Raw genomic sequence first — 13,909 nt, 5'->3', positions numbered from 1 at the left:
ACCCGCCCTACCTAAGATTATTTCGCTCCATAAACCCTTCCCCACCCAGCTGACGCATCTGGCGCATAATCCACGCCTGGCGGCTTCGCACGTAGCCTGACGGGGCGCTGGCCTTAAAACGCAGCGGGTTCGGCAGCACGGCGGCAAGCAGTGCCGCTTCGGACATAGTCAGCCTGCTGGCGGGCTTGCCAAAATAGCGCTGCGATGCCGCTTCGACACCAAATACGCCGTCACCAAATTTCGCGATATTCAGGTAGACGGTTAAAATGCGTTTTTTGCTCCACACCGTCTCGACCCCCAGCGTCAGCCCGGCCTCCAGCCCTTTTCTCACCCAGCTGCGACCGTCCCATAAGAACAGGTTTTTTACCGTCTGCTGAGAAAGCGTTGACGCGCCGCGGACGCGGTTTTCATGACGTTCATTATGATCCAGCGCCTTCTCGATAGCCGCCACGTCAAAACCCCAGTGCTCCGGGAATTTCTGATCTTCTGCCGCAATGACCGCCAGCCCCATCCACGGGGAGATGGCATCCATGCTGACCCAGTCAGAATGGGCAACATAGCCAAAATCCCCAGAGAGCCAGGCGCTAATCTGCCGCTCTGCCATCACGGCCGAGAACGGGACGGGCAGGATGCTGAACAGCGCAATACCGCCGCCCCAGAACACAGCCAGGACCAGCACAATACGCAGCAGGATCCGTTTTAACCACCCGCCGGGGGAGAATTTACGACTCATTCGGTCAGGACCAGCACTCTGTCCACCAGCTTTTCAATGCCTGCGGCAGCCTCGGCGATGTTCTGCGCCAGCATATACGCTGGCGTGGTGATGATCTTGTTGTCCTCGTCCACCACAATGTCGTCTACCGGACATGGCACGTGTTCACCGCCCATATCCTCGACAATCTCAGCGGTATCAATGTCGGTTCCGATCGTGAGCCGCAGCGAGAAATCAAAAATTTTCGGCAGCATGGCCGGCGCAATGCAGATAAAGCCCTGCGGCTTACCTGCCGCATGCATCGCCAGCGATAGCGCTTTCAAATCGGGATCGACATGACACGCCGTGCCTTCCGTTGCAAACGTGCTCAGGTTTTTCGCCGCGCCAAAACCGCCCGGCACGATGAGCGCATCAAGCTCAGCGGCATCGGCCTGTGCCAGCGGGTGAATATCGCCGCGCACAATACGCGCCGCTTCAATCAGCACGTTACGGCTTTCCGCCATTGGCTCGCCGGTGAGATGATTAATCACGTCTGCCTGGGTTTTATCCGGGGCGAAGCAGATAACGTCTGCCCCCTGGCGCGATAATGCCAGCAGCGTTAATACGGTTTCATGTATCTCTGAACCATCGTAAACACCACATCCGCTCAGCACGACACCAATCTTTTTCATTCTGACGATCCTTCTATGCAACTCGCTGAAGCACATTAAAAATTCTGATTAAAACGCTATGCTTCACACATTTCACTGATTCATGTAACAAACTGTTTAAGATTTGCTATCTTATCTGCGTGCGGCCTCAATTTTCAGGCGGCGTCCATGCGAAAACAACCCATAAAAATCAGGCGCAGCCACGATTTCCCTGGTGTTGGCGCAGTATTCGCGCACCCCGGTATAGCCGGGGTCATTTTTTTCTGGCATCCACCCAGGCTTTCAGCACTGCCACATCGTTTTGCCACTCTTGTTTCATCTCTTCGACCCAATCACCTACGTTATCTTCCCAGGCAGGTAAATCAGGAGACTGAATCTGTTGGCCCAGCTGCTGGAGATGGCGTAACCCGACAGATCCTGCCGCGCCTTTGATTTTATGCCCCTCTTCGACGATGCCCTTCTGGTCACGCGCCGTCAGGTTGGATTCGAGCACGTTCAGATAGCCCGGCATCATTTTTTCGAACACGGCGAGGCCATCGGTGATCAGTTTTGGTCCCACCAGATCGATATACTGCTCCAGCATGGCGGTATCCAGTATCGTTTGGGCTTTAGCGCTATCAACAGACGTCATGGTGCTCTCCTCTTCATCACAGGTATCCCAGAACTTCTTGATCATCGCCGTCAGGGCGGGTACCGCCAGCGGCTTGCTGAGCACATCGTCCATACCGGCCTCGAGATACTCTTTTTTATCTTTCAACACGTTTGCGGTCAACGCCACCAGCGGCGGCAGCTCGTCAGGAGCATATTTGCGCGTCAGCTCGCGGGAGATATCCAGCCCGGTCATGTCCGGTAGCTGAATATCGAGCAGCACCAGGTCATACTCGCCCGGCGTGAACATCTCCAGCGCGGCTTTCCCGGTCATCGCCACATCCACGCTGTTACCGAGTTTTTCCAGTACCGACCGGGCGACAATGACGTTCAGCTCAATATCTTCCACCAGCAGGACGTGCAGGGCTGGCAGCGGCATATCGTCGTTCTCAAACGTATCTTCCACCTCTTCCGCCACGGCAGGCGCGTGGACGGTAAGCGTAAAGGTGGAGCCTTTACCCGGCTGGCTGGCAACGGTGATATCCCCGCCCATACTTTTCGCCAGACGTTTCGACACCGCCAGTCCAATGCCCGTACCGGTCGCCGGTTTACCGCCGTGGCTGTCTTTAACCTGATAATACATGGCGAAGATCTTATCCTGCTCCTCCTGAGGAATGCCGATACCCGAGTCCTCAACTTCAAAGTGCAGCATGTCGCCTTCGTCATAGCGAATGCGCACCGCAACCTGCCCCTTCTGGGTAAACTTCACGGCGTTGCTGATGAGGTTCCACAGGATCTGCCGCAGACGTGTGCCGTCCGTCACCACTTTATGCGGCAACGGCAGCGTTGGCTCCATCACAAAGCTCAACCCTTTTTGCTGAGCCTGTAAACCTGACAGGTTTTCCAGGTCCGCGAGGAAACCGGTAAAATCAACCGGCTGGTTGTCGAGCTGAACTTTACGGCGTTCCATCTTATCCATGTCGATAATATCATTGAAGATATTGCCCAGCGTGACCGCCGAGACGTGGATCGTTTTCAGGTATTTTTCCTGCTCGCTGGTCAGCTCGGTATCCAGCAGAATGCGGCTCAGCCCCACAATGCCATTCAGCGGGGTGCGCAGTTCATGGCTGATGGTGGAGATGAAGGTGGTTTTATCCCGGCTGGCGCGCTCCAGCGCATCCTGATAGCGCTTACGCTCGGTGATATCGCGGCCAAAGCCCATCAGACCATGACGTTTCCCCACCCGGTCGTAATAAGGCACTTTGCGGATCTCAAAGCAGGCTTTGCGCCCGTCAGGATAGTCCAGCCACTGCTCATAGGTCAGCGAAACGTTATGGCGGAAGACCTTTTCATCCGTCTCCATCACTTTTGCTGCCGCCTCTTCGGAATAGACATCCTGAGGTTTCAGGTGGATCAGCTGCTTTTCGCTTTTCCCGGTCAACAGTTCCATGGCCCGGTTACAGCCGGAGAACTCTTTATCTTCATTACGGTAGAACACCAGATCCGGCGACGCATCGAGGAACGAGCGCAGGAAAGAGGATTGCTGTTCAAGCTGGATCTGCGTCACTTCACGCTCTTTCATCTCAACTTTTAGCTGCTCAAGCGTGGTCTGACGCTCGGCTTCCGCCTTCTCACGGTCTGAAATTTCCTGATTCAGCTGGGCAATGTTGTCCTTGAGCTGGACGTTGAGTTTGAGATCGCGCTCGCGCATCTCTTCCAGCTTATCCACCAGTTTCGATAAACGCTGTCGGGACTCTTCCAGTTGCTCAACCACCACGGAGAGAAAATAGACCGCCCATGGGGTAATCAGCAGGCCAAAGAAAATAGAGCGGATCACGTCGATGCTCTCGACCTGACCATGCAGAACCATGGTCACGGCCATTTGCACGACGATGGCCAGAACGACCAGCGCCAGCGCCAGCAGCATGGAAAAACGCACCAGCCCGAGCTTCATCATCAGGTCGACGTAGTACTGGGCCAGCATTCGAATTTGCTTCATAGAGGATCCCTTCACGACTTTATCGCTCAATAATACTCAAATTCACGGCGAGGCGTTGAAGGTTGTGAGAAAAAGTGCGGGGTGAAACAGGAGATTAGCCTCGCCCCCGGGCAACCGGGAGCGAGGAAGAAGGTTTATCAGGAGCGTTTTAGCAGCATCCAGAGGCTGATCAGGAAGAAACTGGCGCTCGGCAACAGTGCGCCGATAATTGGCGGAATGCCATACACCAGCGTCAGCGGACCGAAAATCTGATCGAGGACGTAGAACACAAAACCAAAGCTGATACCGGTTACCACGCGAACCCCCATCGGCACGCTACGCAGCGGTCCAAAGATGAACGATAGCGCCATCAGCATCATCACGGCCACGGACAGCGGCTGGAAGATTTTGCTCCACATGTTGAGCTGGTAACGCCCCGCATCCTGTCCGCTCGATTTCAGATACTTCACGTAATTATGCAGACCGCTGATGGAGAGCGCATCGGGATCGAGCGCTACCACCCCAAGCTTGTCCGGCGTCAGGTTGGTTTTCCAGGTACCGCTAACGGTCTGCGAACCGGTGATCTGTTTCGGGTTCGTCAGGTCAGATTCATCAACCTGGGATAACCGCCACAGCTTGTTGTTCGCATCAAATTTAGCGGAGGCGGCATAACGCACCGACTGTAAACGACGATCGTTATTGAAGGCATAGATACTCACGCCGCCCAGTTCATCGTCCCCTTTCACGCGTTCGATATAGACAAAGTTCTGACCATCTTTCGCCCATAATCCCTGCTGCGTGGAGAGCAGTGAACCGCCGTACATAGCCTGAGCACGGTAGTTACGCGCCATCTGTTCGCCCTGCGGCGCGACCCATTCGCCAATCGCCATGGTCAACAGCACCAGCGGGATCGCGGTTTTCATCACCGACAGCGCAACCTGCATACGGGTAAAACCCGATGCCTGCATCACCACCAGCTCGCTACGCTGAGCCAGCATCCCCAGGCCCAGCAGCGCCCCCAACAGGGCCGCCATCGGGAAGAAGATCTGCACATCTTTTGGTACGCTGAGCAGGGTATACATCCCGGCGCCCAACGCGTCGTAACTCCCCTGCCCAGCTTTTTTCAGCTGGTCGACAAATTTGATAATGCCCGAGAGCGACACCAGCATGAACAGGGTCATCATGATGGTGGTGAAAATCGTTTTACCGATATAGCGGTCAAGTACGCCAAACGCCTGCATTAGATGGCTCCTTTACGCGTAAACCGGGCACGAAGACGACGCACAGGCACCGTGTCCCACAAGTTGAGTCCGACTGCCAGCAGCAGATACAAACCATTCACGACCCAGGTCCAGATCATCGGGTCAATTTTTCCTTTCCCGCCGTTAGACTTGATTGAGGTTTGCAGCAGGAAGAACACCAGATACAGCAGCATCGCTGGCAGCATCGACAGCACGCGGCCCTGGCGCGGGTTTACCACGCTCAGCGGAACCACCATCAGCGCCATCATAAATACGGTGAAGACCAGCGTGATACGCCAGTGCAGTTCAGCACGCGCACGATCGGTATCGGTATTCATTAAGGTGCGCATATCCATCTGCTCAGTATCCGTGGGATCGAGCGCGACGGCCTGATGGCCAATGATGGCCTGGTAGTTCTGAAAATCGGTAATACGGAAGTCGCGCAGCATAGCCGTGCCTTCGAAACGCGTTCCTTTGTTCAGCGTGACAACCTGAGAGCCGTCTTTACGCTGCGACAGCTGACCGGAGTCCGCCACCACCACAGAAGGCCGAGCGTTACCTTTCGGGCGCAGTTGAGCAAGAAACACGTCATTGAAGCGGTTGCCATCGACGCTTTCGATAAACAGCACGGAGTTACCGTCGGTAGCCTGCTGGAACTGCCCCTGCGCCAGCGCCGCCAGCCCCGGGTTAGCTTTTGCTTCCGCCAGCACCTCATCCTGATGACGAGAGGAGGTCGGCCCCGCCCACATGACGTTAACCGCGGCAACAATGCCCGTAAACAGCGCCAGCACCATGGCTGCTTTTACCAGTACGGCTTTACTAAGGCCGCAGGCATGCATCACGGTGATTTCACTTTCGGTATAGAGCTTACCCAGGGTCATCAGCAGACCAAGGAACAGGCTTAACGGCAGGATAAGCTGCGCCATTTCCGGCACGCCAAGCCCGAGCAGGGAAAGCACCAGATTCGTTGGGATTTCGCCATCAACCGCCGCGCCGAGGATCCTGACCAGCTTCTGACAGAAAAAGATCAGAAGGAGGATAAAGAGGATCGCCAGTTGGCTCTTCAGCGTCTCCCGAACCAGATATCTTATGATTATCACTTTAAATACGCCCGTTAAAACTCGTCTTATGCAGGAATTTAGCTTGTTTCATGGCTTAAACGTCATTTATTCTCTTGAGTCGTCGAAATCATCGCTAAGATTAAAAAACCCGGCGGATTCGCGCTTCATGACATTTATTGACGTGTCGAAACCGTAGTAACGTAAGATTAACACGAAGTCACCACAACGGCGGACATGAGTTACGAAAGGTTTCAATTCTATCCGTAGCCGCCGCCGTTGTCTTTAAGATTCAGGAGCGTAGTGCATGGAGTTCAGTGTAAAAAGCGGTAGCCCGGAGAAACAGCGGAGTGCCTGCATCGTTGTGGGCGTCTTTGAACCACGCCGACTCTCCCCGATCGCCGAGCAACTCGATAAAATCAGCGACGGTTATATCAGCGCCCTGCTGCGCCGTGGCGAACTGGAAGGCAAACCAGGGCAGACCTTGTTGCTGCACCATGTTCCGAACGTCCTGTCCGAGCGTATTCTGCTGATTGGCTGTGGTAAAGAACGTGAGCTTGATGAGCGCCAGTACAAGCAGGTTATTCAGAAAACCATTAATACACTGAATGATACTGGTTCGATGGAAGCCGTCTGCTTCCTGACGGAGCTGCACGTTAAGGGCCGCAACACGTACTGGAAAGTGCGTCAGGCCGTCGAAACCGCAAAAGAGAGCCTCTACAGCTTTGATCAGCTGAAGACCACCAAAAGCGAGCCGCGTCGCCCGCTGCGTAAAATGGTCTTTAACGTGCCAACCCGTCGCGAGCTGACCAGCGGCGAGCGCGCTATTCAGCACGGTCTGGCCATTGCCGCCGGTATTAAAGCGGCAAAAGATCTTGGCAATATGCCGCCAAACATCTGTAACGCCGCGTACCTGGCGTCTCAGGCGCGCCAGCTGGCTGACGCCTACAGCAAGAACGTCATCACCCGCGTTATCGGCGAACAGCAGATGAAAGAGCTGGGGATGCACTCTTATCTGGCGGTCGGTAACGGTTCCCAGAACGAATCCCTGATGTCGGTCATTGAGTACAAGGGCAATCCGTCAGAAGATGCGCGACCCATCGTGCTCGTCGGTAAAGGGCTGACCTTCGACTCCGGCGGTATTTCCATCAAGCCTTCAGAAGGCATGGATGAGATGAAATACGACATGTGCGGCGCGGCGGCGGTTTACGGCGTCATGCGCATGGTCGCGGAACTTCAGTTGCCCATCAACGTGATCGGCGTGCTGGCGGGCTGCGAAAACATGCCTGGCGGCCGCGCTTATCGTCCGGGTGATGTGCTGACCACCATGTCCGGCCAGACCGTTGAGGTGCTGAACACCGACGCCGAAGGCCGTCTGGTGCTGTGTGACGTGCTGACCTACGTTGAGCGTTTCGAACCTGAAGCGGTTATCGACGTGGCTACCCTGACCGGCGCCTGCGTGATCGCGCTGGGCCATCACATCACCGGCCTGATGTCGAACCACAACCCGCTGGCGCATGAGCTGATCGGCGCGTCCGAGCAGGCCGGCGACCGCGCGTGGCGTCTGCCGCTGGGGGACGAGTTCCAGGAACAGCTGGAGTCTAACTTCGCAGACATGGCGAACATCGGCGGTCGTCCTGGCGGAGCAATTACCGCGGGCTGCTTCCTGGCGCGCTTTACCCGCAAGTACAACTGGGCGCACCTGGACATCGCGGGGACTGCATGGCGCTCCGGTAAAGCCAAAGGCGCGACCGGACGTCCGGTGGCGCTGCTGTCGCAGTTCCTGCTCAATCGTGCGGGTTTTAACGGCGACGAGTGATGTAAAACGCCGGGTGGCGGCTACGCCTTACCCGGCCTACACGCCACTCAACCGTAGGCCGGGTAAGCGAAGCGCCACCCGGCTTTGCATTTAAATCCACGACAAGAAGCCCCATATATGAAGAATGCAACGTTCTACCTTCTGGACAATGACACCCATCAGGATGGCCTCAGCGCCGTTGAACAGCTGGTGTGTGAAATTGCCGCAGAACGTTGGCGCGCAGGTAAACGCGTCCTGATTGCCTGTGAAGATGAGCAGCAGGCGATTCGCCTGGATGAAGCGCTATGGGCGCGCCCGCCGGAGAGTTTTGTTCCGCATAACCTGTCGGGCGAAGGTCCACGCGGCGGGGCACCGGTGGAGATTGCCTGGCCGCAAAAACGCAACAGCAGCGCGCGCGATATTCTCATTAGCCTGCGGACAGACTTTGCAGATTTTGCCACCGCTTTCACAGAAGTGGTAGACTTTGTCCCTTACGAAGAATCCTTGAAACAACTGGCGCGCGAACGCTACAAAGCGTACCGCCTGGCCGGTTTTAACCTGAATACGGCAACCTGGAAATAATGGAAAAGACATATAACCCACGCGATATCGAACAGCCGCTTTACGAGCACTGGGAACAGCAGGGCTATTTCAAGCCTAACGGCGACGAAAGCAAAGAGTCCTTCTGCATCATGATCCCGCCGCCGAACGTCACCGGCAGTTTGCATATGGGGCATGCTTTCCAGCAGACCATCATGGATACCATGATCCGCTACCAGCGCATGCAGGGCAAAAATACCCTGTGGCAGGCGGGGACTGACCACGCGGGTATCGCGACCCAGATGGTGGTTGAGCGTAAAATTGCCGCTGAAGAGGGTAAAACCCGCCACGACTACGGTCGCGACGCGTTCATCGACAAAATCTGGCAGTGGAAGGCAGAATCCGGCGGCACCATTACCCGTCAGATGCGCCGTCTCGGCAACTCCGTAGACTGGGAGCGCGAGCGCTTCACCATGGATGAAGGTCTGTCCAACGCCGTGAAAGAAGTCTTTGTGCGCCTGTACAAAGAAGACCTGATTTATCGTGGCAAGCGCCTGGTCAACTGGGACCCGAAACTGCGCACCGCCATCTCTGACCTGGAAGTGGAAAACCGCGAGTCTAAAGGCTCCATGTGGCACATCCGCTATCCGCTGGCCGACGGCGCAAAAACCGCCGACGGTAAAGATTACCTGGTGGTGGCGACCACCCGTCCGGAAACCCTGCTGGGCGATACCGGCGTGGCCGTTAACCCGGAAGATCCGCGTTATAAAGATCTGATCGGCAAATTCGTGGTGCTGCCGCTGGTGAACCGCCGTATTCCGATTGTGGGCGACGAACACGCCGACATGGAAAAAGGCACCGGCTGCGTGAAAATCACCCCGGCGCATGACTTCAACGACTATGAAGTCGGTCGTCGTCATCAACTTCCGATGATCAACATTCTGACCTTCGACGGCGATATCCGCGAAAGCGCAGAAGTGTATGACACCAAAGGCAACGAATCCGACGTTTATTCCAGCGACATCCCGGCTGAGTTCCAGAAGCTGGAGCGCTTTGCCGCGCGTAAAGCCATCGTAGCCGCCGTTGACGCACTCGGCCTGCTGGAAGAGGTTAAACCTCACGATCTGACCGTGCCGTACGGCGACCGTGGCGGCGTGGTTATCGAGCCAATGCTGACCGACCAGTGGTACGTGCGTGCCGACGTGCTGGCGAAACCGGCTGTGGAAGCGGTTGAGAACGGCAGCATTCAGTTCGTGCCGAAGCAGTACGAAAACATGTACTTCTCCTGGATGCGCGATATTCAGGACTGGTGTATTTCCCGTCAGCTGTGGTGGGGTCACCGTATCCCGGCATGGTACGACAACGAAGGCAATGTCTACGTTGGCCGCACCGAAGAGGAAGTGCGTCAGGAAAACAACCTGGGCGCGGATGTTGCCCTGCGCCAGGACGAAGACGTGCTGGATACCTGGTTCTCCTCCGCGCTGTGGACCTTCTCCACCCTCGGCTGGCCGGAAAACACCGACGCGCTGCGTCAGTTCCACCCAACCAGCGTGATGGTCTCCGGCTTCGACATTATCTTCTTCTGGATTGCCCGCATGATCATGATGACCATGCACTTCATCAAAGACGAAGACGGCAAGCCGCAGGTTCCGTTCCATACCGTCTACATGACCGGCCTGATCCGCGACGACGAAGGCCAGAAGATGTCCAAATCCAAGGGTAACGTTATCGACCCGCTGGATATGGTGGACGGTATCTCTCTGGAAGAGCTGCTGGAAAAACGTACCGGCAACATGATGCAGCCGCAGCTGGCGGAGAAAATCCGCAAGCGTACCGAGAAGCAGTTCCCGAACGGGATCGAATCTCACGGTACCGACGCCCTGCGCTTCACCCTGGCGGCGCTGGCCTCCACCGGTCGTGACATCAACTGGGATATGAAGCGTCTGGAAGGTTACCGTAACTTCTGTAACAAGCTGTGGAACGCCAGCCGCTTCGTGCTGATGAACACCGAAGATCAGGATTGCGGCTTTAACGGCGGCGAAATGACCCTGTCTCTGGCAGACCGCTGGATCCTGGCGGAATTTAACCAGACGGTGAAAGCGTTCCGCGACGCGCTGGACAGCTACCGCTTCGACATCGCGGCAGGCATCCTGTACGAATTCACCTGGAACCAGTTCTGTGACTGGTATCTGGAGCTGGCGAAGCCGGTCATGAACGGCGGTTCTGAAGCGGAACTGCGCGGCACGCGTAATACGCTGATTACCGTTCTGGAAGGTCTGCTGCGCCTTGCGCACCCGATCATTCCATTCATCACCGAAACCATCTGGCAGCGCGTGAAGGTGATTGCCGGTATTAATGCCGATACCATCATGCTCCAGCCGTTCCCGGCATTCGACGCCGCGAAAGTGGATGAAGCCGCATCTGCGGATACCGAGTGGCTGAAACAGGCGATCGTTGCGGTACGTAACATCCGCGCGGAAATGAACATCGCTCCGGGTAAACCACTGGAGCTGCTGCTGCGCGGTTGCAGCGAAGCTGCCGTTCGTCGCGTCACCGAGAACAACACCTTCCTGAAAACCATGGCGCGTCTGGAAAGCATCACCGTGCTGCCTGCCGATGACAAAGGTCCGGTTTCCGTGACCAAAATCATCGACGGCGCGGAGCTGCTGATCCCGATGGCGGGCCTGATCGACAAAGATGCGGAGCTGGCGCGTCTGGCGAAAGAAGTGGCGAAAGTCGACGTGGAAATTGGCAAAATCGAAAGCAAACTGGCGAACGAGGGCTTTGTGGCCCGCGCGCCGGAAGCGGTCATCGCCAAAGAGCGTGAGCGTCTGGTTGCCTTCGCCGATGCGAAGACCAAACTGATCGAGCAGCAGGCGGTTATCGCGGCGCTGTAATGCTTTTACCCCTTACGCTTCAGGGCGTAAGGGGTATCCTTCCTGAAAACTCCTCGCTTGCACTCCCCTTTCTGCGGTGCTATTAACAGCAGTTGTGTGTCAATTTTTGTCATGAGTAATGCTATGAGCGTGATTACCCCCGTCGCGACGACAATGCGTCGGATCACTGAGCAGGACAACCCGGCTATCGCCGCCGTTATCCGCACGGTTTCTGCCGAATATGGCCTGACCGCCGACAAAGGCTACACCGTGGCCGACCCAAATCTGGACGAACTTTTTCAGCTGTACAGCCAGCCGGGCCATGCCTACTGGGTCATCGAGCAGGACGGCCAGGTAGTGGGCGGCGGCGGCATTGCCCCACTGCTTTGCAGCGAGCCGGATATCTGTGAACTCCAGAAAATGTATTTCCTGCCAACGATACGCGGACAAGGCCTGGCGAAAAAGCTAGCGCTGGTCGCCCTTGAACATGCACGCTCACAGGGCTTTAAACGTTGCTACCTTGAAACCACCGCTTTCCTTAAAGAGGCCATTGGCCTGTATGAACATCTCGGCTTTGAGCATATCGATGCGCCACTGGGCTGCACGGGCCACGTGGACTGCGAAGTCAGGATGCTGAAAAATCTGTAAGTTTTGTTCCTGCCGTCTTCTGTTAAGCGTCTGTAAACTGAATGCTCTACACTCACAATTCACACCAAAACAGGGGAAATGCGATGTCGAAGATAAAAAGCTACGCCGCACCGCAGGCGGGTGCAGAACTTGAGCTGTACGAGTACGATGCGGGCGAACTAAAAGCGGAAGACGTCGAAGTACAGGTTGATTACTGCGGGATCTGCCACTCAGATCTCTCGATGATCGACAATGAATGGGGCTTCTCCAGCTATCCGCTGGTGGCCGGGCACGAAGTCATTGGCCGCGTCGTGGCGCTCGGCAGCGCCGCGCAGGACAAAGGGCTGAAAGTGGGCCAGCGCGTGGGTATCGGCTGGACGGCACGCAGCTGCGGCCACTGCGACGCCTGTATCAGCGGCAATCAGATCAACTGCCTTGAGGGCGCTACGCCGACCATCCTGAACAAGGGCGGTTTCGCCGATAAGCTGCGCGCCGACTGGCAATGGGTTATCCCGCTGCCGGACAGCATTGATATCGAATCCGCCGGTCCGCTGCTGTGTGGCGGTATCACCGTCTTTAAACCGCTGCTGATGCATCACGTCACCGCCACCAGCCGCGTGGGCGTGATCGGGATTGGCGGTCTGGGCCATATCGCCATCAAGCTGCTGCACGCGATGGGCTGTGAAGTGACGGCGTTCAGCTCTAACCCGGCGAAAGAGCAGGAAGTGCTGGCCATGGGTGCGGATAAAGTGGTGAACAGTCGCGATCCCCAGGCGCTCACCGCTCTGGCAGGCCAGTTTGACCTGATCATCAACACCGTCAACGTCGATCTCGACTGGCAGCCGTACTTTGAAGCCCTGGCCTACGGCGGTAACTTCCACACCGTGGGTGCGGTGATGAAGCCGCTGCCGGTTCCGGCGTTTACCCTGATCGGCGGCGATCGCAGCATATCCGGCTCTGCTACCGGCACACCATATGAGTTACGCAAGCTGATGAAGTTTGCCGGACGCACAAAAGTGGCGCCAACCACCGAGCTGTATCCGATGTCAAAAATCAACGAAGCGATCCAGCACGTGCGCGACGGCAAAGCCCGCTACCGCGTGGTGTTGAAAGCGGATTTCTGATGTGAGATTGCCGGGGAATGTGCGGCCTGATGCCCTCACCCCAACCCTCTCCCACTGTACAGTCCGGGGACATGGTAGACAGGTGTTCGGGGACATGGTGAACACTTTTTAACATCCTTTACCCATGATGATCGACTTTTTCTTCAGGTCGATCATCCCCACTTTCGTGCTGTACCACCATACTTCATAGCAGCCGTCCTCCTGTGTCTCCCTCAGCCCCACACGCTCTCCCCTGAAGGCCTTCCCTGCGTTCAGACTGATACCCTGTATGCTCAGCTTCCCGCTGATATCCACCTTCCTGACCACCACGCCTTCATCGTACTCCGGTGGGGGTGTGCCGGCGCGGTACTGCCGCGCAGACGGCTGGTATCTCGAGGCCGGTACTGCCATGTCCAGCGCTTCATGTGGCCGTTCAAGGTTGTACACCGTCCGCCAGTGGTCGAAAGCGCGCTGCAACTCACCGCTGTCCGCGAACCATCTCTCCTGTAGCACTTCCGCCTTCAGGCTGCGGTGAAAACGCTCCAGCTTGCCCTGCGTCTGCGGATGGTAAGGCCGGGAATGGCCCACCCGGATACCGTGGCGCATCAGCCACAGCTCCAGCGCCGTCCAGGTGCCGGTGGTGTCACCCCACGGCGAGCCGTTGTCCATCGTCATCCGGTCCGGCAGGCCGTAACGCTCAAACACGCTGACCAGTTGCTGCTGCACGGTCTCGCGCCG

General features: G+C 56.6%; 11 protein-coding genes. 5 read left to right on the top strand and 6 right to left on the bottom strand.

Annotation, left to right across the window (positions count from 1 at the left end):
- Nucleotides 1-7 precede the first annotated feature (7 nt).
- From mtgA to lptF, 5 genes are all read right to left on the bottom strand, one after another.
- Complete coding sequence (gene mtgA, locus SK62_RS01855) at nucleotides 8-733, bottom strand: monofunctional biosynthetic peptidoglycan transglycosylase (RefSeq protein WP_047719130.1); 726 nt, start codon at nucleotides 731-733, stop codon at nucleotides 8-10.
- Nucleotides 730-1,383, bottom strand: a complete 654-nt coding sequence (gene elbB / locus SK62_RS01850) for an isoprenoid biosynthesis glyoxalase ElbB (RefSeq protein WP_048249271.1) — start codon at nucleotides 1,381-1,383, stop codon at nucleotides 730-732. The genes mtgA and elbB overlap by 4 nt, the downstream gene beginning before the upstream one ends.
- A gap of 232 nt (nucleotides 1,384-1,615) precedes the next feature.
- Nucleotides 1,616-3,949 carry an aerobic respiration two-component sensor histidine kinase ArcB gene (arcB, locus tag SK62_RS01845; protein ID WP_017382727.1) on the bottom strand — a complete coding sequence of 778 codons (2,334 nt, stop codon included), beginning with the start codon at nucleotides 3,947-3,949 and terminating at the stop codon, nucleotides 1,616-1,618.
- Nucleotides 3,950-4,086: 137 nt separating this feature from the next.
- A complete protein-coding gene (lptG, locus tag SK62_RS01840) occupies nucleotides 4,087-5,169 on the bottom strand; it encodes an LPS export ABC transporter permease LptG (protein WP_001147540.1) in 1,083 nt (360 codons plus the stop codon).
- Complete coding sequence (lptF, locus tag SK62_RS01835) at nucleotides 5,169-6,269, bottom strand: LPS export ABC transporter permease LptF (RefSeq protein ID WP_003861881.1); 1,101 nt, start codon at nucleotides 6,267-6,269, stop codon at nucleotides 5,169-5,171. The genes lptG and lptF overlap by 1 nt, the downstream gene beginning before the upstream one ends.
- A gap of 265 nt (nucleotides 6,270-6,534) precedes the next feature.
- Between lptF and pepA the strand changes: the two genes are divergently transcribed.
- The 5 genes from pepA to SK62_RS01810 all read left to right on the top strand — a co-directional run bounded on the left by pepA (nucleotide 6,535) and on the right by SK62_RS01810 (nucleotide 13,192).
- Entirely contained in the window at nucleotides 6,535-8,046 is a 1,512-nt protein-coding gene (pepA, locus tag SK62_RS01830) for a leucyl aminopeptidase (RefSeq protein ID WP_003861882.1), read from the top strand.
- A 117-nt stretch (nucleotides 8,047-8,163) separates the two neighbouring features.
- Entirely contained in the window at nucleotides 8,164-8,607 is a 444-nt protein-coding gene (holC, locus tag SK62_RS01825) for a DNA polymerase III subunit chi (protein ID WP_003861884.1), read from the top strand.
- Nucleotides 8,607-11,462, top strand: coding sequence for a valine--tRNA ligase (locus SK62_RS01820; RefSeq protein ID WP_015571990.1), 2,856 nt, complete (start codon nucleotides 8,607-8,609; stop codon nucleotides 11,460-11,462). The genes holC and SK62_RS01820 overlap by 1 nt, the downstream gene beginning before the upstream one ends.
- Nucleotides 11,463-11,585: 123 nt before the next feature.
- On the top strand, nucleotides 11,586-12,089 hold the full coding sequence (locus SK62_RS01815; protein ID WP_017693907.1) for a GNAT family N-acetyltransferase: 504 nt from the start codon (nucleotides 11,586-11,588) through the stop codon (nucleotides 12,087-12,089).
- An 83-nt stretch (nucleotides 12,090-12,172) separates the two neighbouring features.
- Entirely contained in the window at nucleotides 12,173-13,192 is a 1,020-nt protein-coding gene (locus SK62_RS01810; RefSeq protein WP_015571992.1) for an NADPH-dependent aldehyde reductase Ahr, read from the top strand.
- A gap of 108 nt (nucleotides 13,193-13,300) precedes the next feature.
- Here the strand turns inward: SK62_RS01810 and SK62_RS01805 are convergent.
- A partial coding sequence (locus SK62_RS01805; RefSeq protein ID WP_048249264.1) for an IS481 family transposase occupies nucleotides 13,301-13,909 on the bottom strand: 609 nt, incomplete at its 5' end.

This window comes from Enterobacter sp. BIDMC109 (assembly GCF_001037885.1).
Lineage (GTDB): Bacteria > Pseudomonadota > Gammaproteobacteria > Enterobacterales > Enterobacteriaceae > Enterobacter > Enterobacter hormaechei_C.
The sequence above is the reverse complement of the archived record's forward strand: the minus strand, read 5'-3'. Positions and strand labels throughout refer to the sequence as shown.